21 protein-coding genes and 1 pseudogene are annotated in these 24,606 nt (G+C 44.1%); 16 read left to right on the forward strand and 6 right to left on the reverse strand.

Features of this window, described 5'->3' with window-relative positions; all coding sequences use genetic code 11:
• The first annotated feature begins 10 nt into the window (after window positions 1–10).
• The 5 genes and pseudogenes from IGK61_RS02215 (at window position 11) to IGK61_RS02235 (ending at window position 6,609) form a co-directional block, all read left to right on the forward strand.
• Entirely contained in the window at window positions 11–910 is a 900-nt protein-coding gene (locus IGK61_RS02215; protein ID WP_074535315.1) for a helix-turn-helix domain-containing protein, read from the forward strand.
• A 49-nt stretch (window positions 911–959) separates the two neighbouring features.
• Complete coding sequence (locus tag IGK61_RS02220) at window positions 960–2,900, forward strand: glycoside hydrolase family 127 protein (protein ID WP_074535314.1); 1,941 nt, start codon at window positions 960–962, stop codon at window positions 2,898–2,900.
• A 154-nt stretch (window positions 2,901–3,054) separates the two neighbouring features.
• Entirely contained in the window at window positions 3,055–3,306 is a 252-nt protein-coding gene (locus IGK61_RS02225) for a type II toxin-antitoxin system Phd/YefM family antitoxin (protein ID WP_034872056.1), read from the forward strand.
• Window positions 3,307–3,317: 11 nt separating this feature from the next.
• Window positions 3,318–3,585, forward strand: a pseudogene (locus IGK61_RS02230) (Txe/YoeB family addiction module toxin).
• Window positions 3,586–3,777: 192 nt separating this feature from the next.
• Complete coding sequence (locus IGK61_RS02235; RefSeq protein ID WP_074535313.1) at window positions 3,778–6,609, forward strand: endo-beta-N-acetylglucosaminidase; 2,832 nt, start codon at window positions 3,778–3,780, stop codon at window positions 6,607–6,609.
• 130 nt (window positions 6,610–6,739) lie between these two features.
• On the opposite strand, the gene IGK61_RS02240 is transcribed toward IGK61_RS02235, so the two are convergent.
• The 4 genes from IGK61_RS02240 to IGK61_RS02255 are packed head-to-tail and all read right to left on the reverse strand — an operon-like array spanning window position 6,740 to window position 10,141.
• Window positions 6,740–7,402 carry an ABC transporter permease gene (locus IGK61_RS02240; protein ID WP_005227316.1) on the reverse strand — a complete coding sequence of 221 codons (663 nt, stop codon included), beginning with the start codon at window positions 7,400–7,402 and terminating at the stop codon, window positions 6,740–6,742.
• Window positions 7,403–7,406: 4 nt separating this feature from the next.
• Window positions 7,407–8,327, reverse strand: coding sequence for an osmoprotectant ABC transporter substrate-binding protein (locus IGK61_RS02245; protein WP_074535312.1), 921 nt, complete (start codon window positions 8,325–8,327; stop codon window positions 7,407–7,409).
• The gene (locus IGK61_RS02250) at window positions 8,327–8,962 is read right to left on the reverse strand and encodes an ABC transporter permease (RefSeq protein ID WP_016609633.1); all 636 of its coding nucleotides are present in this window, start codon (window positions 8,960–8,962) and stop codon (window positions 8,327–8,329) included. The genes IGK61_RS02245 and IGK61_RS02250 overlap by 1 nt, the downstream gene beginning before the upstream one ends.
• Before the next feature lie 3 nt (window positions 8,963–8,965).
• Entirely contained in the window at window positions 8,966–10,141 is a 1,176-nt protein-coding gene (locus tag IGK61_RS02255; protein ID WP_005227327.1) for a betaine/proline/choline family ABC transporter ATP-binding protein, read from the reverse strand.
• 352 nt (window positions 10,142–10,493) lie between these two features.
• Here IGK61_RS02255 and queA point away from each other — a divergent pair, with 352 nt between their 5' ends.
• Window positions 10,494–11,525 carry a tRNA preQ1(34) S-adenosylmethionine ribosyltransferase-isomerase QueA gene (gene queA, locus IGK61_RS02260; RefSeq protein ID WP_010748742.1) on the forward strand — a complete coding sequence of 344 codons (1,032 nt, stop codon included), beginning with the start codon at window positions 10,494–10,496 and terminating at the stop codon, window positions 11,523–11,525.
• Between the two features lie 449 nt (window positions 11,526–11,974).
• Here queA and IGK61_RS02265 read toward each other — a convergent pair whose 3' ends face one another.
• Window positions 11,975–12,685 (reverse strand): DUF975 family protein, encoded by a 711-nt coding sequence (locus IGK61_RS02265; protein WP_015508900.1) that lies wholly within the window; start codon window positions 12,683–12,685, stop codon window positions 11,975–11,977.
• A 198-nt stretch (window positions 12,686–12,883) separates the two neighbouring features.
• Between IGK61_RS02265 and tgt the strand changes: the two genes are divergently transcribed.
• Window positions 12,884–14,029: a tRNA guanosine(34) transglycosylase Tgt gene (gene tgt, locus IGK61_RS02270; protein ID WP_005227333.1), complete on the forward strand. Its 1,146-nt coding sequence runs from the start codon at window positions 12,884–12,886 to the stop codon at window positions 14,027–14,029.
• Window positions 14,030–14,112: 83 nt separating this feature from the next.
• Entirely contained in the window at window positions 14,113–14,454 is a 342-nt protein-coding gene (gene yajC / locus IGK61_RS02275) for a preprotein translocase subunit YajC (RefSeq protein WP_005232170.1), read from the forward strand.
• 131 nt (window positions 14,455–14,585) lie between these two features.
• Here the strand turns inward: yajC and IGK61_RS02280 are convergent, their stop codons facing one another.
• The gene (locus IGK61_RS02280) at window positions 14,586–15,017 is read right to left on the reverse strand and encodes an Hsp20/alpha crystallin family protein (protein ID WP_005227339.1); all 432 of its coding nucleotides are present in this window, start codon (window positions 15,015–15,017) and stop codon (window positions 14,586–14,588) included.
• Window positions 15,018–15,264: 247 nt separating this feature from the next.
• Here IGK61_RS02280 and IGK61_RS02285 point away from each other — a divergent pair, with 247 nt between their 5' ends.
• From IGK61_RS02285 to adhE, 8 genes are all read left to right on the forward strand, one after another.
• Window positions 15,265–16,107 carry a YitT family protein gene (locus IGK61_RS02285; RefSeq protein ID WP_005227341.1) on the forward strand — a complete coding sequence of 281 codons (843 nt, stop codon included), beginning with the start codon at window positions 15,265–15,267 and terminating at the stop codon, window positions 16,105–16,107.
• A gap of 26 nt (window positions 16,108–16,133) precedes the next feature.
• Window positions 16,134–16,862, forward strand: coding sequence for a GntR family transcriptional regulator, LSA1692 subfamily (locus IGK61_RS02290; RefSeq protein ID WP_074535310.1), 729 nt, complete (start codon window positions 16,134–16,136; stop codon window positions 16,860–16,862).
• A gap of 25 nt (window positions 16,863–16,887) precedes the next feature.
• Window positions 16,888–18,189 (forward strand): Sapep family Mn(2+)-dependent dipeptidase, encoded by a 1,302-nt coding sequence (locus tag IGK61_RS02295; RefSeq protein WP_438844666.1) that lies wholly within the window; start codon window positions 16,888–16,890, stop codon window positions 18,187–18,189.
• Window positions 18,190–18,313: 124 nt separating this feature from the next.
• Entirely contained in the window at window positions 18,314–19,261 is a 948-nt protein-coding gene (locus tag IGK61_RS02300) for a N(4)-(beta-N-acetylglucosaminyl)-L-asparaginase (RefSeq protein ID WP_060792619.1), read from the forward strand.
• A gap of 39 nt (window positions 19,262–19,300) precedes the next feature.
• The gene (locus IGK61_RS02305) at window positions 19,301–19,633 is read left to right on the forward strand and encodes a PTS sugar transporter subunit IIB (protein ID WP_005227348.1); all 333 of its coding nucleotides are present in this window, start codon (window positions 19,301–19,303) and stop codon (window positions 19,631–19,633) included.
• A gap of 68 nt (window positions 19,634–19,701) precedes the next feature.
• Entirely contained in the window at window positions 19,702–21,057 is a 1,356-nt protein-coding gene (gene celB, locus IGK61_RS02310) for a PTS cellobiose transporter subunit IIC (RefSeq protein WP_005227350.1), read from the forward strand.
• A gap of 17 nt (window positions 21,058–21,074) precedes the next feature.
• Window positions 21,075–21,593, forward strand: coding sequence for a GrdB-related putative oxidoreductase (locus IGK61_RS02315; RefSeq protein ID WP_005232156.1), 519 nt, complete (start codon window positions 21,075–21,077; stop codon window positions 21,591–21,593).
• 382 nt (window positions 21,594–21,975) lie between these two features.
• A complete protein-coding gene (gene adhE, locus IGK61_RS02320) occupies window positions 21,976–24,567 on the forward strand; it encodes a bifunctional acetaldehyde-CoA/alcohol dehydrogenase (protein ID WP_074535308.1) in 2,592 nt (863 codons plus the stop codon).
• The last annotated feature ends 39 nt before the right edge of the window (window positions 24,568–24,606 follow it).

Consider the following 24,606-nt stretch of genomic DNA (forward strand, 5'->3'; position numbering starts at 1 on the left):
GAGTTGATCAATAGTGTTTCCACAAGAAACAAACTATGCGAAGATTACAGCATACTATAGTGTTGCCCTTGAGCGTTTTTCCATGAATCCACATCAACACCCAGCGTGTGAGATCATGTTTGTGACCAAAGGGAAGTGTAAGATAAAGGTGCAAGATCAAGTAATTGTTCTGGAAAGAAATGATTTCGTTTTCATAAATGCGTTTGTGGAACACGCCTTACTCGTTGAAGGAGATTCCTGCACATTACTGAATATTGAATTTCTTCTGAGTGAGACACCGTCCGCCCTTTGTGTTCGTGATGTTTTTGCATACATCAAAGGAAATGTACAATGGAATGAGCCTTACGCGAAAAGTCGCGATGTCCGCCAATTTGGACAAGCGATCAAGTCATTGCTGCAGCTGCTAATGATCGATGATACTCAAGAGCAACCGTCTGCTGAACGGCAATTTACGATCGAGCTCTTGTTTAAGCGGATGCTGATGGAATTAGCCTTTTCATTACGTACGAAAGAAACCAAACGGGGCAATTGCTATGTGAACGCTGCGATCAACTATATTCAACAGCATTTTGATGAAGATATTCAAGTCTCCCAAATCGCAGCGGCGGTGGGGATTACGAAAGCTTACTTGCATAAACTCTTTCATGAGCAACTGGGAGTGACGGTCAACCATTTTCTCACCAGTGAGCGTCTGAAACAGGCAGCATTTTTACTAAGCAATAGTCAGCTGCCAATCGTCGAAATTGCCGCTCAAGCAGGATTCAACAGCAGGCAGCACTTTACCAATACCTTTAAACAGAAAAAAGGCATGAGTCCTAAAGCCTACCAGCTCTTATATAAGCAAACGATCAAAGAGGAGGCAGGGCAACATATCACAGGAGATGATTCGGCCTTTCTATTAATGAAGTGAATATAGAACGAATGATCAAACATAAAAAATAAAAGAACAGGAGAACGTAATGAAAGAATTCGCATTAAACAAGATCCAGCTCACGGACGAGTTTTGGCAAGGATACCAAGAGCTTGTTCGCAAAGAAACGATTCCTTACCAATACCAAGTCCTAAATGATGAAATCGATGTAGATGTTCAAGCAGAACGGGAAGATCCCAATTTGCCAGCTGGGAAAAGCCATGCATTGGCGAATTTTCGCATCGCTGCAGGGCAAATGGAAGGGGAACATTTTGGCTGGTTTTTCCAAGATAGTGATGTCTACAAATGGATCGAGTCGGCTGGGTATAGCTTGTTGAATACTAGCGATCCGCAATTGGAAAAGACAGTAGATGAAGTGATTGACTTAGTTGCTGCTGCGCAAGAAGCGGATGGCTACTTAAATACCTTCTTTCAATTGACCCGACCGAAGTTAAAATACCGTCAGCTGTATTTCAGTCATGAACTTTATTGTGCCGGGCATCTAGTCGAAGCGGCTATCGCTTATGATCAAGCAACAGGCAAGGATAAATTACTGACCGTGGCAGAGAAAAATATCGCCAATATTTGCACGTATTTTGGGCGGGAGCCTGGAAAAATTCAAGGTGCTGATGGCCATCAAGAGATCGAATTGGCACTGGTGCGTTTGTATGAATACACTGGTAAACAAACCTATTTGACATTAGCTGATTTCTTTCTTGAAGTACGTGGGGAAGATCCTGCCTTTTACGAAAAAGAAATCTTGAAAAACCAAGCGGATGGCTTATCAGATGAAACACCAAGGGTAGACCTCACCTATTTACAAGCCTACGATCAACCTAAAAAGCAGCATGAAGCCAAAGGTCATGCGGTACGAATGCTGTATATGGCAAGCGGGATGGCAAAAGTCGCCCAGCATACCCAAGATCAAGCATTAATCGACGCTTGCGAAGCGATTTGGGAAGACATCGCCTGTAAGAAAATGTATGTGACCGGTGGCGTCGGCTCAACCGTTCACGGGGAAGCCTTTGTCGGTCCCTATGATTTGCCGAATGATACGATGTATTGTGAAACTTGTGCAGCTATTGCATTGGTGCAATTTTCTTTTGAGCTGTTCAAACTAACCAAGGAACCAAAATATTTAGCGACGATGGAACGAGCGTTGTATAATAGCGTCCTTTCTGGTGCGGCAATTGACGGCAAACACTTTTTCTACGTGAATCCTTTGGAGGTCAATCCCCAACGAGATCAAGAAAATCCTGACAAAGGCCACGTCAAAGCCCAACGACCTGATTGGCTCGGTTGTGCGTGTTGTCCGCCGAATTTTGCGCGGATGGTCGCTTCGCTGCAGCGCTTGGTTTACACTTGCGATCAAGAAAAGCTTTACGTGAATTTATTTGTGGCAAGCCGTTTAGAAGAACCTGACCAATTTACGTTTGAACAAACAGGCGGGTTTCCTTTTACAGAGGACCTCACGATTCGCTATCAAGGTATTCCAAAGACGCTCATCATCCACAAACCTAACGGACTAAGTAAGTTTCAAATCGATAGTGAACACGAATGGCAGGAGACGAACGAGGCAATCATCTTTGAGGCAGTCGAAAACGTGACGGCCAATATCCGTTTTGAACAACCATTGCAAATCTTGCGTGCGAATCCTCAGGTTATTCAAGCTATCAATCAAGTCGCATTGCAACGAGGACCCTTCGTGTATTGCATAGAAGAAGCCGACAATGGTCAAGCACTCTGGCGTTGCCGCATCGACCCACAGGCGCTGGAGGCGACCTTTTCGAAAGAGGATACGTTGTTGCCAACTACTTTATGTTTGGCGATCAAAGGCTACCAAAGCGAAGAATGGTCGGGAACACCCCTTTACGAAGAACGAGCGGAAACGGTCATACCTCGTACGTGGCAACTGATCCCATACCATTTATGGGGCAACCGGGGCATAGGCGAAATGCGCGTTTGGCTGCCGCTCGTTGGAAAGGAGTAAGAAGTAAGCAGGGCCAAAGAGCTTCCCTAAAAGGAGGCTCTTTTTTTCTATGTAAAAATAACGGGAAAAGTTCGCTGTATATGAGTACGTTATTGTATTTTTGATGTACTCAATCAGGTACGCTATAATTATATCAAGAAAAGGAGGAGTGGCAATGGCTAATACAACGATGAATCCTAGCACTGCTCGTAAAAATTTTTATCAGTTATTGAAAGATGTAAATGAAAACCATACTGAAATTGAGATTATTAGTGATCGTAGTGGAAACAATGCGGTGTTGATTGCGCTAGAAGACTGGAGAGCGATTCAAGAAACCCTTTTTCTTGAGCAAACAGGTACTCTAGAAAAGGTACGAGACCGCGAAAAAGACGACAGTGGCTTTACGGATATCGATGATATTGATTGACAAGCTCTTTGATGAGGAGCGATACAGTCACAATCAAAAACTCTGCGAAAGTGGATCTAAGGAAAATCAAACAATCGAATTTAAAAAAAACAGTTTGAAGAAGTGATTCAGGCCTTGAAGGAAGATCAATATATGCCCACGCAGTCTTTTGAAAAGCTGAGACCTACACATGAAGGCAGATATTCACGTAGGCTGAATAGGCAACATCGAGTGGTTTACAAAGTTGATGAGGAAAATAAAGTTGTGGAAATTTATTCTGCATGGACACATTATGAATGAAGTGTGAAGAGCTGATTTTTTAGCTAGTTGACCAAGAGCTTCCCAAAAAGGAGGCTCTTTTTTTTCTAAACTCAACCTTCTTGGATTTGTTGCATGATTTCTTTAATTTGTTCCTATATTCCTACCTTTGAAAGCGTTATCGTTTTAGTGTAGGAATGTTGGCGGGTTTATGTAAAACAAGGAGGAAGAAGTGTGACAAGGAAAATCAGTAAAGTTGGCGTATCTTTGTTGGTATTGGCAGCGGCAACGGCAATCGGCGGCTGCACCCAAAGTGAGGCGAAGACAACTGGAAAAGTCGTTTACCAAGAAACAGCCAAAAGTACGTTGGAAAAAGCGATGGACAATCAACCGGAGTCGTCTTATTGGTTCCCAGAGGATTTGTTGGCATGGTCTTTTGAAAAAGATCCAGATGCGAAATACAATACCAGCGTCGTTCCATTAGCGCAGCGGGCAGCTAAAGAGACGTTGCCGAAGATGAATGACACGCAAACGGCAGAAACCAAAGTCGTGGCGCTTTCGATCATGAATAGCAGTACGAGCGGCAATGCACCACGAGGGATCAATACCTTTGATGCCAATGTCTTTTCTTATTGGCAATACATCGATCAATTGGTTTATTGGGGCGGCTCTTCTGGCGAAGGGATCATCGTACCACCAAGTCCTGATGTAACGGATGCTGCTCATAGGAATGGCGTGCCTGTTTTAGGAACGATCTTCTTTCCGCAAACTGCCCATGGTGGGAAGCTGGACTGGCTAGATACGTTTTTAGCTAAAGATGAGGATGGCAATTTTCCAATCGTAGAAAAGATGATCGAAGTTGCCAATACGTATGGCTTTGATGGCTGGTTCATCAATCAAGAAACCGATACGGCGGTCACTAGTTTTGATGATGCAGCGGAAGGTGTCGAACAATCGGGGACTGATGGTAAAGGACTAAATGAAAGCCACGCCAAAGCGATGCAAGAATTGATCGCCCAATTCAAAGAACAAGCCGACGAGCATTTAGAGATCATGTGGTATGATTCTATGACGAGTGATGGGAAAATGGATTGGCAAAACGCTTTGACGGATAAGAACAAAGCCTATTTGGTGGATGCAGAGATGAACCCATTGGCAGATAGTATGTTCTTGAATTTCTGGTGGACCACTGACAAACTGGCGGACAAAGAGCTGTTGAAGGCCTCCAATGAAAAAGCCCGTGAAATCGGTGTCGATCCTTACGATCTTTTTGCTGGGATCGATGTGCAAGAAAATGGTTATTCAACGCCTGTACGCTGGGATCTGTTTACGGATGAAAAAGGCGTTCCTTATACCTCATTAGGCCTGTATGTGCCAAGCTGGACCTATTCTTCTGCTAGTACGCCGGATGATTTCCAAAGCAAAGAGAATGCTTTTTGGGTCAATAACACGGGCGATCCTCGGGAAAGCCAGCTGCCAGAAGCGACAGAGTGGCCTGGGATCTCCACCTATGCCATGGAACAGACCGCTATCACAGAGCTGCCTTTTGTGACGAATTTTAGTCTGGGGAATGGCTACAACTATTTTATCGAGGGAGAAAAAGTGTCCAGCCGCAATTGGAACAACCGAAGCTTGCAAGCTATTTTGCCGACCTATCGTTGGGTCTTTGACCATGGAAAAGACAATGATTTGGCTGTATCAATCAATTATGCGGAGGCCTATAATGGCGGAAATGCACTGAAACTGCGTGGACAGATGACAAAAGGCAGTACCAGTCACATGGCATTGTATCAGACAGCATTTCCTGTGACGAAAAAGACGAAGCTGACGACGACTGTCAAAGCAACGGTACCGACAGCTCTTGATTTGGTCGTGACCTTAGCCGATGGTTCGACACAAACGATCAAAGGAGACAAAGAGGTCGCAGCAGACTGGACGACGATTACTTACTCATTGAAAGACATCAAAGGGGAAGTGACAGCGATCGGTTATGACATAACCACTGAAGAGACCAGTGATGTCTATGAGTTGAATCTAGGGCAATTAACGATCGGAGATCAGAAAGCGGAGAAATTCGCTGCCGAAGCATTGACGGTTGAGGATGTGCTCTTTGATGAAGAAGAGGGCAACTATGCGGGTGTCCGTTTAACGTGGGAAGCTGCCAAGGACAAGACAGCTGCGGTTTATGAGGTCTACCAATTGAACGATGACGGCTCACGCTCCTTCTTAGCAGCTACGCCAGCAACCAACCACTATTTGAATGCCGTTGAACGACCAAAAGGAACGAAAACCAAGTTCGCGGTGGTGGCAGTGGATCGCTATGGCAATCGTGGCAAGCTATCCGATACGGTGGAGATTACTTGGCCAAACAATCAGCTGCCAAAAGCAGCCTTTACAGCCTCTAAAACCTTAGCGGCACCGGGGGAAACGATCACCTTCACGAATACCTCATCTGCGAATGCCGAAGCATTTGAATGGACGTTTGAAGGCGGCGATATCACCAGCAGTACAGAAGAAAATCCCCAAGTGACCTATTCGGAACCAGGTACCTACAAAGTCACACTTGTTGCCAAAAACGAAGCAGGAGAGACCCCTCTGGAAATGGCGGGATTGATCACGATTTCTGCTGATGCGCCGAAAGAGTTGCTGCTGCTTTCAAAAGATGCCGAAGCAACTGCTTCATCGTTTGTCAATGATGCCGAAGCACCAGCTTTTGCCCTCGATGGTGATTTGAGTACGAAGTGGTGTGCGACAGGCAATGCGCCTCATGAGTTGATGATCGATCTCGGTCGACCACAGACGGTCAGTGAAGTACGCCTCGCCCATGCGGAAGCTGGTGGAGAAGGCCCAGACATGAATACGCGGGCGTATACGGTGCTCGTCAGTGAAGATGGCAAAGACTATGAGCCAGTTTCACGAACGTTGAAAAATGAAGCGGGCAATAGCACCAATACGTTTGCCGTCAAGAAGGTGCAATATGTAAAAATCAGTATCGATAAACCAACACAAGGAGCAGACTCAGCAGCCCGAATCTATGAAGTCGAAGTATACGGAATGGATAAATAGCAAAAAAGAGCAGGGCGTTAACCCTAAAAAGGAAAGCGACTGAAGCGATGCTTTTCTGAAAATGACCGAACCAAAAAAGCCGTTGCGACCAATAAATGGTCACAACGGCTTTTGCTTTTTCCAAATAAGTTTAGCGTGAAGTACGGCTGGCTGGATCTAAGCGGCGTTCAATAAAGCTTAGCCCAAGATCCGTAATGATCGCCATCAAGGCAGTTGGTAAAGCACCGGCTAAGATGATCGATGCACCATCCGTCGCATTGGTTCCGCGGATGATGATGTCCCCCAGTCCACCAGCACCAACGAAAGCGCCAATAGCGGTGATACCGATCGCCACGACTAAGGCGTTTCGAATCCCTGCCATGATCACCGAAACAGACAATGGCAATTCGATCATATACAATCGCTGCCAGCTAGTCATCCCCATCCCTTTGCCGACATCTAACGTATTGCGGTCGACTTGGCGCATGCCGGTATAGGTATTTTTGATGATCGGTAACAAAGAATAAAGGAAAATCGTTAAAATCACGACATTCACACCTAAGCCCATGCCGATCATTAAAATCGAGATCATCGCTAAAGATGGAATCGTCTGGATGATATTGGCGAAACGAATCACCCAATCTGCCAAACGCATTTTTTTAGAAATCAAGATCCCGATTGGAATCCCGACGATCGAGGCAAAAAGTACCCCGTAGATTGAAATCAAGAAGTGACGAATGAACTGGGCAAAAACATAGCCGCCATTTTCTTGAAAATAGAAAAGAAATTGTTGGAATAAATTCATGTCTGCCATTTCGTCACTCTCCTTCGAAGTAATTATTTTCTTCTAAGAAACGTTCGGCAACTACCGTTGGTTCTAGAAGGTCATTATCCACTTGGTAATTCAATTCTTGCATTTTTTCGGTATCGATTTTGCCTGCTAATTTGTTCAGGGCATCGCCGATTTCAGGTGTTTCTTTCAACAATTTGTCATCGACGATCGGTGCGGCATCATAAGGAGGGAAGAAGTTTAGATCATCTTCCAGCATCACGAGATCGTAACTGCCGATCCGGCCGTCGGTTGAGTACCCTAAAACGATATCCATTTTTCCGTTATCAACAGCATCATAGACGAGACCGATCTGCATCGGTAGGATATTTTGGAAAGAGAATCCATAGGCTTTCTGGAAGCCATCGTACCCATCGCCGACCCGTGTGATCCACGCGGTATCGACCCCTGCAACCAATTGATCTGCGACATCTTTCAAGTCACTGACTTTTTCCAATCCGTATTCTTCGGCAGTATCTTTTCTGACAAGAAAGACATACGTGTTATCAAAGCCGTAAGAAGGGAACCAAGTCTGTTGGTACCGTTTCTCAAATTCTGATTTGACTTTGTCAAAGGCGGCTTGTGGATCAGATTCTGGCTCCAACCCTAACGTCGTGGTCAAGTCAGTTCCTGTGTAGCGGGCAGCTGAGATCGACGCATCGCCATTCATCATTGCTTGGTGATTGATGGTCGTTGTTGCTAAGTTGTTAATGACGGTTGTGTTTTTATCCGTATAGTGTTCGACCATACCTGCAACCACCGCGCCAAGAATTTGGGCTTCGGAAGTGATCCCACCTGTGATCGCCACGGTATTCTCATCAGAAGTCGAGGCTAAACCGGGAAAGGAACAGCCGGACAGTAAAGCGACACTTAAGGAAAACAACAGCGCTAATTTTGAAGTTTTTTTCATTACGCATCCCCCCTTAAGGCAGCTGGTGTCAGTTTGTTTTCTAACAAACCCAGTAACCAGTCAGCTAATAAAGCAAAGATCGTCACTGGAATCGTCCCAGCAAAAATCAAAGGCGGTTGGTAGTTGTTTAGTCCGCTAAAGATCAAATCACCAAGTCCACCGGCGCCAATGTAAGAAGCCAAGGTAGCCCAGGCTAAAACATACACGGCCGATAAGCGGATCCCTGCCATGATCGTTGGGATCGCTAGAGGTAATTCCACACTGATGATCGACTGCAAGTTGGTCATCCCCATCCCTTTGGCAACATCACGGTAATTCCAATCGACTTTTTTCATTCCAATGTAGGTGTTTCGCAAAATCGGCAACAAGGAATAAATGAAAAGAGCGACGATAGCAGGAACTTTTCCGACACCTAAAATCGGGATCATCAATGCCAATAGTGCCAAAGAAGGCACGGTTTGCAGCGCACTGGTGATGCCGATCACGACCGTTGCTGCTTTGGGGAAACGGGTCAAGATCACACCGATCGGTACAGCAACAAGAATCCCTAAGAGCAAAGCAGCAAAGGAGATATACAAATGTTCGAGACTTTTGGTGACCAATTGGCCGCCATATTCATTAAAGAAGCTTTGCATGCGCTAGACCTCCTCAGTTTCTTCAGGTTTCGCCGACTCAATGGCTTCCATGATCGATGGCTCATCGCCCCAAATCACGTCATAAACGATATCAACTAAGGAAGCACGGGTCAAAATCCCGACTAAATGTTTGTCGGCATCTACTACCGGCACATATTTTAAGCCGCGTTTTAAAATGCGTTGCAAGGTATCCCGCAGCAAGGCGGTTTCACGAACGAAAAAGACATCTTTGTTCAAGATATCGCCGACACTAGTAACTTTGCCACGGTTGCGGTCGATGGATTCGACATCGATGTAGCCTTTTAGCACGTTGCTATTGTCGGTAACCAGCAAGGTATCGACCCGTTTTTCCCGCATCAAGTGAATCGCTTCTTGTAAGGATTTTTCTGGGGTGATAGCGATCGGGGTATTTAACATTACGTCTTTGACTGGTGTCGTGTCAGGTTTTGCTTGTAACAAGCGGTCTTCACCGATCAACTCTTCCACGAACGGTGTTGCTGGGTGTTGCAGAATATTTTCTGGTGTATCAAATTGAATGACTTTTCCTTCACTCATGATCACGATACGGCTAGCAAGCTTCAATGCTTCATCCATATCATGGGTAACGAAGACGACGGTTTTTCCAAGCCGTTCTTGCAAGTCTTTGACCAAATCTTGTAGGGAATCACGAGTGATTGGGTCTAGTGCGCCAAAAGGCTCATCCATTAAGATGACATCTTGGTCAGCTGCCAAGGCACGGACAACACCGATCCGTTGCTGTTGTCCCCCAGACAATTCGTTGGGGTAACGGTCGAGCATTTCTCGCGGCAATTCCACCAAATCGATCATGCGCTCGGCAGTTTTGTTGCGTTCTTCTTGGCTGACTTTTAACAATTTTTGAACCAATGTAATGTTTTCCCGAATCGTCATGTGAGGCATCAGACCGATGCTTTGGATCACATAGCCGATTTGACGGCGTAATTCCACTGGGTTGATCTCTGTAACGCTTTTTCCATTGATCAAGATTTTTCCTTTAGAAGGATCCGTCATACGGTTGATCATCCGCATACAAGTCGTCTTTCCGCTACCACTTGTCCCGATGAAGCAAATGAATTCGCCTTTTTCAAAGGAAAGATTCACATCTTCAACAGCGACTTTACCACCTTTGTAAATTTTGGATACCTGCTGAAACTCAATCATGATGTCACCTCTATTTTTATTTAAGCAATCTGAATAATGGCTTAGAATCTGTACTAAGTATGCCGAAAAGTCCCTTGTTATTCAAATAATCTGCCCATTTTTTTCATAATTGTATAGACAAAACCGAAAATAGCGCCATAAGCAAGTCCAAATTAAGGAGCGATGCATAGAGAAAAGAAACGGCGAAGATCCCCCGTTATTTTTCATTGGGAAAAAGGGGGCTTTTTTGCAGAACGCCTTGGCAACAGTCTCTTTATTTTTTTCTAAGAAAGGGCAGAATAAAAAGCTGTTTTTTCAATTTTTATAAAAACATGCTAGAATAGAGAAGAATTTAGGGAAAGAGAGGAACAACATGCTTACAACTGAAGATTTTGATTTTGAATTACCGGAAGAACTGATCGCCCAAACGCCATTAAGCGATCGCTCAAGTTCCCGTTTATTAGTGGTTGACCGTGAGACTGGCAAATTTGAGGACAAGCACTTCTATAACATCATTGATGAATTGGCACCAGGGGATGCTTTGGTGATGAATGATACACGGGTATTACCAGCTCGTATCTATGGCGAAAAACAAGAAACAGGTGCCCATTTAGAAATCCTTTTACTGAATAATATTGAAGGGGATACGTGGGAAACCTTGATCAAGCCAGCCAAAAGAGCCAAAGTCGGCACGAAGATCACCTTTGGCGACGGACGATTAGAGGCAGTGGTGGAAGAAGAGCTCGATCACGGCGGCCGGATCATTCGTTTTCAATACAAAGGGATCTTTTTAGAGATTCTGGAATCACTTGGCGAAATGCCGTTACCGCCTTATATCAAAGAACGGCTAGAAGACCCAGACCGCTATCAAACGGTTTATGCCAAAGAAAACGGCTCAGCTGCTGCACCGACTGCCGGCTTGCATTTTACCCCAGAATTGCTGGAGCAGATCGCCGCAAAAGGCGTCAAGCTGGTTTATCTGACTTTGCACGTTGGTTTAGGAACGTTTCGTCCAGTGAGTGTCGATAATATCGCTGATCATGAGATGCACAGCGAATTTTACCGTTTGACAGAAGAAGCTGCCGCTCAATTGAACGAGGTTCGGGCAAATGGCGGCAAGATCGTTGCAGTCGGAACGACTTCGATCCGTACGTTAGAAACCATTGGGACTAAGTTTGATGGGCAAATCAAAGCCGATAGTGGGTGGACGAGTATTTTTATCACGCCAGGCTATCAGTTTAAAATCGTGGAAGCTTTTTCTACCAACTTCCATTTACCAAAATCAACCTTAGTGATGTTAGTCAGTGCCTTTGCAGGACGCGACCTAACACTTTCTGCCTACCAACATGCCATCGATGAGCGGTATCGCTTCTTTAGCTTTGGCGATGCGATGTTCTTAAAATAAACAAAAAAAACTGAGCGACGTAAGCGGCTCTTTAAGTTGAAACAACTTCTCAACTTTTAGAACTGCTTTTTTGTCGCCCAGCTTACTACTAGAGGAAGGTATAAGTGGTGGTCGCTTTTTGTGGTCCATGCAAAGCAATGTTTCTCGAAAATTTGTTTTCATTTACAAACTTACACATGTTTCGTGTATTCCGATACAAAATGAGACGTATCATTTTTCGATATGGAAATGTTCGATCCTTGTTACGTTTTTCTTCTTGTTACTTTACACGTTTGGTACTAGGTGAAACTTGTACGTTCAACAACTTTTAGTAGATTGAGTTTGCGATATTTACGAAAACCACCAACAGAGTTGCTACCTTCCTTACACGTATACTATAACACGGAACGGAAGCGTTTGCAAAAGAAAAAGGTCGTTTTCCTCAAAAAAAAGACCGGCGAACCGATCTTTTAAGCAAGTGCTCGTTTAGGCAGATTGTCATAAAACGCTGCTTTGGTTGCACTGATGTAAGGTGTCAGCCATAAGTAGCCGATTCCTGCAGTCATGATGGCCAAAATGTGCCAGCCGATGAAGCTCAGATCAAGGATGAACAGTTGACCTTTGTAGCCTCTCATTAAATGACGGCTACCTGTGATGCAGCTGAGAAAATCTGGCCGCATGCCCGTTTCTTCATAGGTATCATAAAAGACAAAATATGCTTGAGAATAAGAATAAGCTTTAATGATCCCAGGAATGATAAACAGGAACGTCCACAACGTCGTGAAAATAGTCGACAGAATATAAATGACGATGATCCCTAACACGAAAGCACCACTGAAGCCACGAAAGACATCAGAAAAGGGTTGGATCGACTGTTTTTTACCGCGTAAAAGATCAAGGAAAGTCCAAGAGATCCCAGCACCGAATAAGGCAGAAAATAGACCGCTGATCAAACCGCCGCCGCCACTGCCACCACTGCCGCCAGCGGAATTGACTGCATCGGTAGAACCAAGATCATTGAACATACCGCTTTGATACAATGGAATAACAGTAAGGACGATAATGACGAATGCGATAGCGATCGAGATCAAAGTCGGTACAATACACATCAAAACACTGTCTTTCCAGCGTCCTCGCAGCATTGCTTTTGCTTCTGCTTTTAGTTCTCTATTTGATTTCATTTCAAAAAACCTCCCTTCAATATAAATAACATGATAGCAAACTTTCGCTAAATCTTCAAAAAAAAGTAATAGATGTTTCGCATGACTAGGAGAAAATACTCTTAGTTTCTTTAAACTTCCTTGCAAAATGTAAGGGCAACCCTTATCATAGATAGCGTTGCACAGTTAATCGAGTATAGAGAGAAAGTAGGGAAATGAATGACGGAACCAGCCATTCGTTATCGTCTGATAAAGAAAGAAAAGCATACCGGTGCCCGTTTAGGCGAACTGATCACGCCTCACGGAACCTTTCCAACGCCAATGTTCATGCCAGTCGGCACATTAGCAACGGTCAAAACCCTTGCCCCTGAAGAGTTGAAAGAAATGGGTGCAGGCGTCATTTTAAGCAATACCTATCACTTGTGGTTACGTCCAGGAGAAGACATTGTTGCAGAAGCAGGCGGCTTACATAAATTTATGAATTGGGATCAACCAATCTTAACAGATTCTGGTGGTTTTCAGGTCTTTTCATTAGCCGAAATGCGTAACATCGTCGAAGAAGGTGTCCATTTCAAAAACCATTTGAATGGATCGAAAATGTTTTTATCTCCTGAAAAAGCGATTGATATCCAAAACAAATTAGGGTCAGATATCATGATGAGTTTTGATGAGTGTCCGCCATTTGATGAAAGCTATGACTACGTCAAAAAATCGGTGGAACGGACGTCTCGCTGGGCGGAGCGTGGCTTGAAAGCCCATGCCAATCCAGACCGGCAAGGCTTGTTTGGGATCATTCAAGGTGCAGGCTTTGAAGACTTGCGCAAGCAAAGTGCCCAAGACTTGATCAGTATGGACTTCCCAGGGTATTCCATCGGCGGCCTGTCAGTTGGCGAACCAAAAGCGGAAATGAATCGCGTGTTGGAATTTACGACTCCTTGGATTCCAGAAAACAAACCACGTTACCTGATGGGCGTTGGGGCAGCTGACTCCTTGATCGATGGCGTGATTCGCGGTGTCGATATGTTCGACTGCGTTTTACCAACACGGATCGCAAGAAACGGTACCTGTATGACTTCAAAAGGTCGTTTAGTCGTGAAAAATGCGCAATATGCCCGTGACTTTCGACCAATTGACGAGAAGTGTGATTGCTATACATGTAAAAACTATTCTCGTGCGTACATCCGCCACTTGATCAAATGTGATGAAACCTTTGGTATGCGTTTGACGTCTTACCACAATGTCTACTTCTTATTGAATCTGATGAAAAATGTCCGTCAAGCCATCATGGATGACAACTTGTTGGAGTTCCGTGAGCATTTTATTGAAGAGTATGGGTTCAACAAGGAAAATGCGAGGAATTTCTAACATTCTCTACTAAAATGGTGGGAATAATAGAGGAATTCTGATAAAGTATCTTATAGGAAAGAAAATAAATCGAGGTGAAAAAAATGGCACAATCTTTACCAATGCTCTTTATGCTGGTTGCTTTAGTGGCAATGTGGTTCTTTATGAGTCGTTCACAAAAGAAACAACAGCAAGAGCGTAAAAATCTTTTAGAAAATATGAAAGCTGGCGATGAAGTCGTAACCATCGGCGGACTCCACGGCGTTCTTTCTGAAGTCAACACAGAAAAAAGCACCGTGATCATCGACTGTGAAGGAATTTTCTTAGAGTTTGATCGTTCAGCGATCCGCACAGTGAAACCCGGAACTGTTGCATCCGTTGAGACACAAATCGAACCAGCTGATGTCGAAGACGCAACGAGCATCCAAGACGAAACCAAAGAATAAGCACAAACGCACCGTCTCTTTCTCAGAAGCGATGGTGCATTTTTTTAGTAGTCGGACAGTTTCTAAAATAAAACAAACACCGCAGCAAAACAGAGATCGCTCGTTTTGCTGCGGTGCTTTGATTGCCTTCGTTACTCGATCGGAATCAGTTTCTTTGACGCTTGTTTGCCTTGGTCTTTTGGCAACGTCAATTTCAAAATTCCTTCAGCGTAAGAGGCTTTGATTTCATCCTCTTTGACGTTTTCTAACAGGTATTGCCGCCGAACGCTTGTCAAGCTGCGCTCGCTGCGAACCAGACGTCCTTTTTCATCTTCGGTCGCATGATCCGTCTGGTGTTGTCCCGTAATCGTTAAAACCCCATTTTCATAGGTTACTTGAATATTTTCTTTAGGGATGCCAGGCAGTTCTGCTTCAACGAGAAATTCCTTGTCATTCTCGTGAATATCGGTTTTGATCAGGTTCGATGGAAACCCATCAAAAAAACTGCGGCCAAAATCCTCAAAGAAATCAAAAGGTGTCATACTGTATGAATCTGAGCGGCGTGGCACAATCTCATGTGTCATAAGAATCATCCTTTCTTTATTCTTTTGTTTTTACACTTTTTATTTTATTCATTTTTTAGCGAATTTCAAGTGATTTACTCGCTTTAAAAAAATCTTAAAAAACCTTTGATACCAACGTTTTACTCCTTGATTTTGGCGTATTTTTACCTTGCTTCGTTCCTGTTTTCCCCCTCATTTCACCTGCTTTTTCTGCGTGACAGTATATACTTAATGATATATACTAAAAGCGAAGTGGAGGAGGAAAAACATGGCACGTTATAGAAAACGAATGCTTGTTGCTTTGATCTATGCATTGCTGTCGTCGATTGCCCTAAATCTCTTTTGGCTGCCGGGAAATATTTATGCGAGTGGGATCACTGGTTTGTCGCAATTGCTGTCGCAGCTTTTAGATGAGCAGTTGAATCTGCAGCTTTCGATCCCGCTTTTGGTGCTTTTTTTTAATGCGCCATTGTTAGCGGTTGCTTGGGTCAAAATCGATCGAGAATTTACCATCATGACGGTTTGTACCGTCGTCCTGTCTTCTGTTATGATGAAGGTGGTTCCGGTCATTGCTTTAACGACCGATCCGGTGATCTGTGCCGTGTTTGGCGGATTGCTGCACGGGGTGTCGGTGGGCTTGACATTGAACGACGATTTTTCAACGGGTGGGCTTGACATTTTAGGGATTTTAGTGAAAAAAGCCACTGGTAGAAGTATCGGCAGTTTCTTTATCGGCTTCAATGTCAGTTTGCAGCTAGCAGCTGGGCTGATCTTTGGCTGGCCTTATGCTTTTTATAGTGCCATTTCCTTCTTCATCAGTGGGCGGATGGTCGACTACGTCAACCTGAAGCAGCGGCGTGTACAGCTGCTGGTCGTTACAGAAAAAGCAGAACCCGTCATTACGACGTTGCAATGTGCCTTGCAGAGAGGCATCACGGTCATCAACGATGTCGAAGGTGGATTTGATCATCAACAGAAAAAACTATTATTACTTGTCATTTCCCATAGAGAACTCAAGACTGTCGAAGGCATGATCCAAGGAATTGATGAACAAGCGTTTGTCAGTGTTTCTTCTGGCGTCAGTGCCAATCGATCGTTTTATGAATGGTAGCAAAGTGAAAGAAAGTAGGAGAGACGTTGAAAAAACAAGCAGTATTTCAAGAAGTTGCCCAGCAGATTGCGCAACGGGTTCATGAAGGTACGTATGTGACGAGCCAAAAGCTTCCTTCCGATTATGATTTAGCAGAGGAATTTCAGTGTAGCCGTTTAACGGTGCGCAAAGCCATCGATCTATTGATTGGCCAGAATTTGTTAGTGAAAGAAAAAGGAAAAGGAACCTATGTCATGAAACAGCCCAAGATCCAAAGCGGCTCTGGCGGACTCCAAAGTTTTACCGAGACTGCCAAAATCCAAGGGAAAAAGACCCGTACGGAAGTTTTGCATATCGAAACCGTCAAAGAGCTCCCGGTAGAGATTGGTCAGCTGTTTGGCGATTACGCCAAGGAACCAATCGTTTATTTGGTGCGCTTGCGTTACTTTGATGATGAGCCGATGACGGTGGAAAATCTTTACGTATTGAAACGCTATCTGCAAGAAGACACCGCAGAACTCACGAAAGCTCAATTAGAGTCGTCTTTGTATCAAGTCATTGAAGCCAACATCGAGATTGGTTATTCCCATCAAGAGGTGGAAGCTGTGAAAAGTCCTGCCGATATTGCGAAACTTTTACAGGTGCCTCAAGAGGAACCGATGCTTTTGGTCCATTCGATGACCTATTCCGCATCAGCCAAACCGATCTTATACGATACATCCTATTACCGAGCAGACAAATATACCTTCAAAAATACATTAGTGCGTCAAAAATAAAATCAATCCTTTAGAGGTGAAGACAATGGATCCACTCACAACAAGTATTGAAGCCAATTGGTCAGAATTTCTCACGCTTTTGAGCGAAGTGATGCAGATTGCAAGCGTCAAAGGTGAGCCGGCGCCCCATGCGCCTTATGGCAAGGGACCACGAGAAGTGTTAGCATACGTCATGGAAAAAAGCGCAGCATACGGGTTTCAAACAACGGTCATTGATGATGCGATCGGCTATGCCCATTGGGGACCAACGGATACCGACTATATCGGTGTGTTAGGACACTTGGATGTCGTCTCGGCAGGTTCTGGCTGGAGCTACCCACCGTTTGCACTAACTGAAAAAGACGGCAACTTTTATGGCCGAGGGATCTTAGATAACAAAGGCCCGATCATCAGCTGTTTGTTTGCCATGAAATTATTGAAAGACCTTGGTCATCAACCGCAATTACCGCTGCGGATCATTTTCGGTACAGATGAAGAAAGCGGCATGTCGGATATTCCGCATTATCTAGCGGTTGAGCAGCCACCGCATTTTGGTTTTACGCCAGACTGCAAGTATCCAGTGGTTTACGGCGAACGAGGTGTCGTCAATGTGCAACTTGATTTTCCATTGCCCGTCCAAGAACAGCAGCTGTTAGCTGCGTTTTCTGGCGATCAATTCCGCGATCATGTGCCAGACCACCTATCGGTAACCGTAGGCAGCCAGTCCTTTGAAGCACTAGGCAAACGCTCCCCTAGCAATGCCCCTGAGCTAGGGGACAATGCCATTACAAAGCTTGCGCAGCAAGCGGCACCGCAACTGGCGGCGACACCGTCATTGCAAGCAGCTTTGCAGTGGATCACCCAAAGTTTTCACCAGCAGCACTATGGCGAAGGCATTGATTTGGTACTAGAAGACGCTGATTCAGGAAAATTGATCTTGACTCCTGTGGTTCTCCAAAAATCCGCCAGTGGACTAGCGTTAGAAGTGGCCTTTCGCTATCCTGTATCGGTAACGGGGGAACAAGTGCTCGCTGGGGTGCAAAAGGCATTGCCAAAAGGGGCAAGCCTTACGATCCTTCGCAGCATTCCAGGGTTCTGCCGATCAAAAGATGCCCCCGAAATCCAAACGCTATCGACGATCTATCACCAAGTAACGGGCAATGATCCAACCCCCGTGACCACTACAGGAGCAACCTACGCCCGCAAGATGCCAAACATCCTTGCTTTTGGTCCGTCTTTTCCAGGGCAAAAAGGGATCGCTCATAACCAAGATGAGTACATGGCGGTTGCCGATCTACGGATGAATCTTGAAATTTATCTGCGCAGCTTACAAGCACTGACAAAATAAGCGAAGACACGAACGAAGAAGAGTTTTTCCAATTTTTTTGAGAAACTCTTTTTTTAGTATAGACATAGTAGTATATACCGTATAGAATATACTTGAAAGCGCTATGAAAAATGGAGGGATATTTATGTGGGGAATGATTGCTACATGGCGGATGGCACACGATGGCGTGCTCGCTGCTAAAGCAATATTAGAGCAACAAGGCTCCTGCCAAGATGCAGTAGAAACAGCCATTAAAGCAGTGGAAGATTATCCATTTTATAAATCGGTGGGGTATGGCGGACTACCAAACGAAGAAGGCGTGTTGGAAATGGACGCTGCCTTCATGGATGGTGATACCTTCAAAATTGGTGCCGTCGCTGGGATCGTCGATGTGGAAAATCCTATTTCCGTGGCACGCAGCCTAAGTGAGGAGAAATTCAATAGTTTTCGGATCGGCCAAGGAGCGGTCGCTTATGCGCTTGCCGAAGGATTCCAGCCCAAAGAGATGCTGACACCGCGAGCCAAAACCATTTGGGAAAAGCGCAAAGCAGAGATCGCTGCCAACAACCTCGATCCCTATGACGGCCACGATACAGTGGGAGTAGTTGCGCTGGATGAACACCAAAGCATGGCAGCAGGAACCTCTAGTTCTGGTTTATTTATGAAAAAAAGCGGTCGTGTTGGCGATTCACCTTTATCTGGTTCTGGTTTTTATGTGGATAGTGAAATCGGCGGTGCCGCTGCCACAGGGTTAGGGGAAGACTTGATGAAAGGCTGCCTTTCCTACGAAATCGTCCGTTTGATGGGAGAAGGGCTAGCACCGCAAGAAGCATGTGATCAAGCCGTTTACGACTTTGAAGCGCGATTGAAGAAGCGCTACGGCAAAGCTGGCGCCTTCTCGCTGATCGCCTTAGATAAACAGGGTCGCTGGGGGGTGGCAACCAATGTAGAATTTACCTTTAGTGTCGCAACCACCAATCAAGCGCCTGCTATTTTTATGGCAACGCCAGGACCTGAGCAGACAACCGTGATCGAACCCATCACGAAAGAATGGTTGGAGGCTTATGAAAAACGAATCAAAGCGCCGGTCTAACAACCGCGATTGAGAAAAACAAACATTGGAGGAATGGATATGGCAACGAAAAAAATCTATTTGTTTTGTGAAGCTGGAATGTCAACGAGTATCATGGTAAATAAAATGATGGAAGTCGTCAAAAAGCACAACATGCCTTTGACGATCGAAGCATTCCCTGCAATCCATGCAGAAGAAAAAGTCGAACAAGAAAAACCAGTCGCTATTTTGTTAGGTCCACAAGTACGACACTTAGATAGCAAAATGAAAGCAACTTTCGAGCCAATGGGGATTCCAGTCGGCACGATCGCGACAGAAGCATACGGCATGATGGATGGCGAACGAGCGTTGAAAGATGCCTTAAGCTTGATCAAAAAAGCCAAAGCAAAGTAATAAAAGTGTTGGAGTAACAGGGGACTACGTGTTATCTGCCAGATAGCACGCAGATGGGAGGAAGAAAAATGCAGAAATTTTTAAACTGGTTAGAAAAAGTGTTAACACCGATGGCAAAGACGATCGGTGAAAACAAATACTTGATTGCGATTCGTGATGGTTTCTTATTATCCACACCGTTGTTGATCGTGGGTTCACTCTTTTTAGTCTTGACCAATTTTCCGATTCCAAATTGGAACGAGATGATGAGCAGTTTGCTGGGAGACAACTGGGCAACGATGTTGAATATGCCAGCAACAGCCAGCTTTGACATTATGACGATTTTAGCCGTTGGTGGGATCGGGTATAGTTTGGCAAAACAGTTTAAAGTTGATGCCATGCAAGCAGCCATTATTTCACTCGTTTCTTTTTTTATCGTGACACCATTTACGACCGTTTTCACACCAGAAGGCTCTACGGAAGTATATGAAGTTGGCAGCCTGCCATTACGATGGATGGGTTCTAGCGGTTTGTTCTTAGGGATGGTCGTTGCCTTGATTTCCACCAGAATGTTTGTTGCGTTATTACGCAAAGGGTGGACGATCAAAATGCCTGACGGTGTTCCCCCAACTGTGGTGAAATCCTTTGAGGCATTGATCCCCAGCTTTGTGATCGTGACGGTTTTTATGATCGCCAACTGGTTAGCCAACTTGACGTCTTATGGCAATCTGCAAGAGATCCTCTTTAAGTTCTTACAGACACCGTTGTTAAGTTTAGGAAATACTTTAGGTGCCATGATCATAGCCTACCTATTTTTGCATTTTTTCTGGTTCTTTGGGATCAATGGTTCCAGTGTGGTCGGCGCTGTCTTCAACCCTATCTTACGGGCATTATCTATTGAAAACTTAGATGCTTTCAAGAATGGCGCAGAAATTCCTAACATCATCACCGGTCAATTTCAAGACATGTTCGCGACCTTTGGTGGGGGCGGTTCGACGTTATCTTTGATTTTAGTCATGATCTTAGTCTGTAAAAGCCAACGGGTCAAAAAACTATCACAGTTATCGTTGATTCCAGGTATTTTCGGGATCAATGAACCCATCATCTTTGGGTTACCGATCGTCTTGAATCCAGTTCTGCTGATTCCTTTTGCTTTAGTGCCAACGATCAATATTATTATCTCTTACTTCTGTATGGATCTTGGGTTAGTCAACTATACCAATGGAATTCAACTGCCATGGACCACACCACCGATTATTTCTGGTTTCTTAGTCAGTGGTTGGCAAGCGTCCGTGTTACAAGTCTTGTTGATCCTCTTAGGAATGGCTATTTATTATCCGTTTATCAAAGTCTTAGATAATCAATATCTAAAAGAAGAAGCGGATGCCGTTGAACAAGAAGAAGAGGAAATCAATTTTGATGATTTCGATTTTGATGATCTATAAGAAAAGAGGCACCGCTCATGAAAAAAATAATTTTGATTCTCAATCATGTCACTGCAGGGATGGGAAGTGATGAAAATGCTCAGTTGCCGCCAAGCGGCAAAAAAGCTGCCCTTGGTCCAGGTCGAACCTTGAATCCACTTTTTCAAGAGCAAGACGCACAAATCGTTGCAACGCTTTATTGTGGTGACCAATATTATCACGAGCATCAAGAAGAAGTGAATAAAAAATTTGTGGGGTTTGCTAAAAAATTTGACGCCGATGCCGTTCTTTGCGGACCTGCGATGCATTATCCTAATTTTGGCGAAATGGCAGCAGGATTGACGAAAGTATTCAATGCGCAAGGAATTCCAGGGGCTGCAGCGATGTCAGAGGAAAACCCAGCAGTGGCAATCTATGCCAAAGACATCTATATCTTGAAGATGCCGAAAAAAGGCGGAATCGGATTGAATGATTCCTACAAAAAGATGGCGCACGTTGTTTCCCAGCTTGCCCACGGGAAGCCTCTAACAGAAGCAGACCAAGAGGATTTGTTTTAAAGAGAAAGACGATCAGCGATGGCTGGTCGTTTTTTTGTCCTCGATAGACACTAATAGCCATTGAAAGAAGGGCAGAATACTAGAGGGAGTATACGGCAATCTTAGATAAAATAGTAGAAGGAAGAGTGATTTTTTTCAAAAGTGAACAAAAAGTTTTTTAACCTATTGTTCAACTTAGCACATGACATTTTTCTTAATAAAAACCGAAACTTTTGTCCACTTCTTTTCCTTAAAAGTTCTTGAAAACGCTTAATTTAAAGGGAGTTTAATAAAACTGTGAAAAAAATCACAAAAACTATTTACAAACGAAAAAAGATGTTGTATGATCTGTATGTGAAGTAATTAACAAACAAAACATGTTTAAAAACTAGGAGGACATACAATGGCTAAGACATTGGAAAAAGAAGTGACAATCGACGTACAAGCAATGATTGACGATTTAGCAACGAAGGCAAATGTGGCGTTAAAAGAAATGGAAAGCTTTGATCAAGAAAAAGTGGACCACATTGTTCATGAAATGGCAATGGCAGCATTAGACAAACATATGCCTTTAGCTAAAATGGCAGTAGAAGAAACTGGCCGTGGTATCTATGAAGATAAAGCGATCAAAAACATGTACGCTTCAGAATATATTTGGAACAGTATCAAACATGACAAAACAGTCGGCGTGATCAAAGAAGACAAACAAAAAGGCTTGATCGAAATCGCTGAACCAGTTGGTGTCGTTTGTGGGGTAACACCAACAACTAACCCAACATCTACAACGATCTTTAAAGCAATGATCGCTTTGAAAACACGTAACCCGATCGTTTTTGCTTTCCACCCATCTGCACAAAAATGTTCAGCAGAAGCTGCACGTATCGTTCGTGATGCAGCCATCGCTGCTGGGGCACCTGAAAACTGTGTGCAATGGATCGAGCATCCATCAATCGAAGCGACTGGCTTATTGATGAACCACCCAGGAATTGCGATCGTATTAGCAACTGGTGGCGCTGGCATGGTCAAAGCAGCATACTCAACTGGTAAACCTGCATTAGGTGTTGGACCAGGGAACGTACCTGCTTATATCGAAAAAACAGCGAAAGTGAAACGAGCAGTCAATGACTTGATCGTATCAAAAACTTTTGATAACGGAATGATCTGTGCCTCTGAACAAGCAGTGATCGTTGATAAAGAAGTCTATGCCTCTGTGAAAGCAGAATTTGAAGCACATCAAGTCTATGTTGTAAAAGCAAAAGAATTACAAAAACTTGAAGATGCCGTGATGAACGAAGGGAAATATGCCGTAAATCCAGCAATCGTTGGACATTCAGCAATGGAAATCGCGAAATTAGCAGGCATCAACGTACCAGAAGGAACAAAATTATTGATCGCTGAACTTGACGGTGTCGGTGCTGATTACCCACTATCAAGAGAAAAACTTTCTCCAGTTTTAGCAATGATCAAAGCAAACAACACAGAAGACGCGTTCGAAAAATGTGAAGCAATGCTTGATTTAGGCGGATTAGGCCATACAGCGGTGATCCACACTGAAAACGAAGACTTGCAATTAGCATTCGGCCTACGCATGAAAGCTTGCCGTATCTTAGTTAATACACCATCTGCAGAAGGTGGTATCGGAAATATCTACAACGAAATGATTCCATCATTGACACTTGGTTGTGGTTCATACGGGAAAAACTCTGTATCACGAAATGTTTCTGCTGTGAACTTGATCAACGTGAAAACTGTAGCGAAACGGAGAAATAATATGCAATGGTTTAAATTGCCACCAAAAATCTTCTTTGAAAAGAACTCTCTAATGTACTTGGAGAAAATGGAAAACGTTGAACGTGTCATGATCGTTTGTGACCCTGGTATGGTTCAATTCGGCTATTGCGATACGGTTCGTGAAGTACTTGCTCGTCGTAAAAATGACGTGAAAATCGAAGTCTTCTCTGACGTAGAACCAAACCCATCAACAAACACCGTTTACGCTGGAACAAAAATGATGGTTGATTTCAAACCAGATACAGTGATCGCCCTTGGTGGTGGATCAGCAATGGATGCTGCCAAAGGCATGTGGATGTTCTATGAGCACCCAGATACTTCATTCTTCGGCGCGAAACAAAAATTCTTAGATATCCGTAAACGGACATACAAGATCGACAAACCAGAAAAAACGCAATTCGTTTGTATCCCAACAACGTCTGGTACTGGTTCTGAAGTAACCCCATTTGCGGTTATCACTGACAGTGAAACACACGTAAAGTACCCATTAGCTGATTACGCATTGACACCAGATGTAGCAATCGTTGACCCTCAATTCGTAATGTCAGTACCTGCTTCTGTTACAGCAGACACTGGAATGGACGTTTTGACTCATGCGATCGAATCTTATGTGTCAGTAATGGCATCTGATTACACTCGTGGATTGAGCTTACAAGCAATCAAGTTAGTCTTTGACTACTTAGAAAAATCAGTGAAAACACCTGATATGGAATCTCGCGAAAAAATGCATAATGCCTCAACAATGGCAGGTATGGCCTTCGCCAATGCATTCCTAGGTATTTGTCACTCAGTAGCCCACAAAATCGGTGGTGAATATGGTATTCCTCACGGACGTACAAATGCGATTCTTTTACCGCACATCATCCGTTACAATGCCAAAGACCCACAAAAACATGCAATGTTCCCTAAATATGACTTCTTCCGTGCCGATACAGATTACGCAGACATTGCGAAATTCTTAGGCCTTAAAGGCAAAACAACGGCTGAATTGGTTGAAGCATTGGCAACAGCTGTTTACGAATTAGGACAATCTGTGGGTATCGACATGAGCTTGAAAGCGCAAGGCGTCACTCAACAAACACTAGATACAACAGTTGATCGCATGGCTGAATTGGCTTACGAAGACCAATGTACAACAGCAAATCCAAAAGAACCACTAATCTCTGAATTGAAACAAATCATCGTTGATGCCTATAACGGCTAAACAATGAATCAAGAACACCCTGCGGTATCTTAGCTGCCG

Origin of the sequence: Enterococcus sp. AZ063, from assembly GCF_051715045.1 — a bacterium.
In the GTDB taxonomy this organism is placed as follows: Bacteria; Bacillota; Bacilli; order Lactobacillales; family Enterococcaceae; genus Enterococcus_D; species Enterococcus_D casseliflavus.

Bases quoted from the DNA above. Each gene is read 5' to 3' on its own strand.
- IGK61_RS02220 (WP_074535314.1), top strand. From the start codon at position 960: ATGAAAGAATTCGCATTAAACAAGATCCAGCTCACGGACGAGTTTTGG.
- IGK61_RS02225 (WP_034872056.1), top strand. From the start codon at position 3,055: ATGGCTAATACAACGATGAATCCTAGCACTGCTCGTAAAAATTTTTAT.
- IGK61_RS02240 (WP_005227316.1), bottom strand. From the start codon at position 7,402: ATGGCAGACATGAATTTATTCCAACAATTTCTTTTCTATTTTCAAGAA.
- IGK61_RS02245 (WP_074535312.1), bottom strand. From the start codon at position 8,327: ATGAAAAAAACTTCAAAATTAGCGCTGTTGTTTTCCTTAAGTGTCGCT.
- IGK61_RS02250 (WP_016609633.1), bottom strand. From the start codon at position 8,962: ATGCAAAGCTTCTTTAATGAATATGGCGGCCAATTGGTCACCAAAAGT.
- IGK61_RS02255 (WP_005227327.1), bottom strand. From the start codon at position 10,141: ATGATTGAGTTTCAGCAGGTATCCAAAATTTACAAAGGTGGTAAAGTC.
- queA (WP_010748742.1), top strand. From the start codon at position 10,494: ATGCTTACAACTGAAGATTTTGATTTTGAATTACCGGAAGAACTGATC.
- IGK61_RS02265 (WP_015508900.1), bottom strand. From the start codon at position 12,685: ATGAAATCAAATAGAGAACTAAAAGCAGAAGCAAAAGCAATGCTGCGA.
- tgt (WP_005227333.1), top strand. From the start codon at position 12,884: ATGACGGAACCAGCCATTCGTTATCGTCTGATAAAGAAAGAAAAGCAT.
- yajC (WP_005232170.1), top strand. From the start codon at position 14,113: ATGGCACAATCTTTACCAATGCTCTTTATGCTGGTTGCTTTAGTGGCA.
- IGK61_RS02280 (WP_005227339.1), bottom strand. From the start codon at position 15,017: ATGACACATGAGATTGTGCCACGCCGCTCAGATTCATACAGTATGACA.
- IGK61_RS02285 (WP_005227341.1), top strand. From the start codon at position 15,265: ATGGCACGTTATAGAAAACGAATGCTTGTTGCTTTGATCTATGCATTG.
- IGK61_RS02295 (WP_438844666.1), top strand. From the start codon at position 16,888: ATGGATCCACTCACAACAAGTATTGAAGCCAATTGGTCAGAATTTCTC.
- IGK61_RS02300 (WP_060792619.1), top strand. From the start codon at position 18,314: ATGTGGGGAATGATTGCTACATGGCGGATGGCACACGATGGCGTGCTC.
- IGK61_RS02305 (WP_005227348.1), top strand. From the start codon at position 19,301: ATGGCAACGAAAAAAATCTATTTGTTTTGTGAAGCTGGAATGTCAACG.
- celB (WP_005227350.1), top strand. From the start codon at position 19,702: ATGCAGAAATTTTTAAACTGGTTAGAAAAAGTGTTAACACCGATGGCA.
- IGK61_RS02315 (WP_005232156.1), top strand. From the start codon at position 21,075: ATGAAAAAAATAATTTTGATTCTCAATCATGTCACTGCAGGGATGGGA.
- adhE (WP_074535308.1), top strand. From the start codon at position 21,976: ATGGCTAAGACATTGGAAAAAGAAGTGACAATCGACGTACAAGCAATG.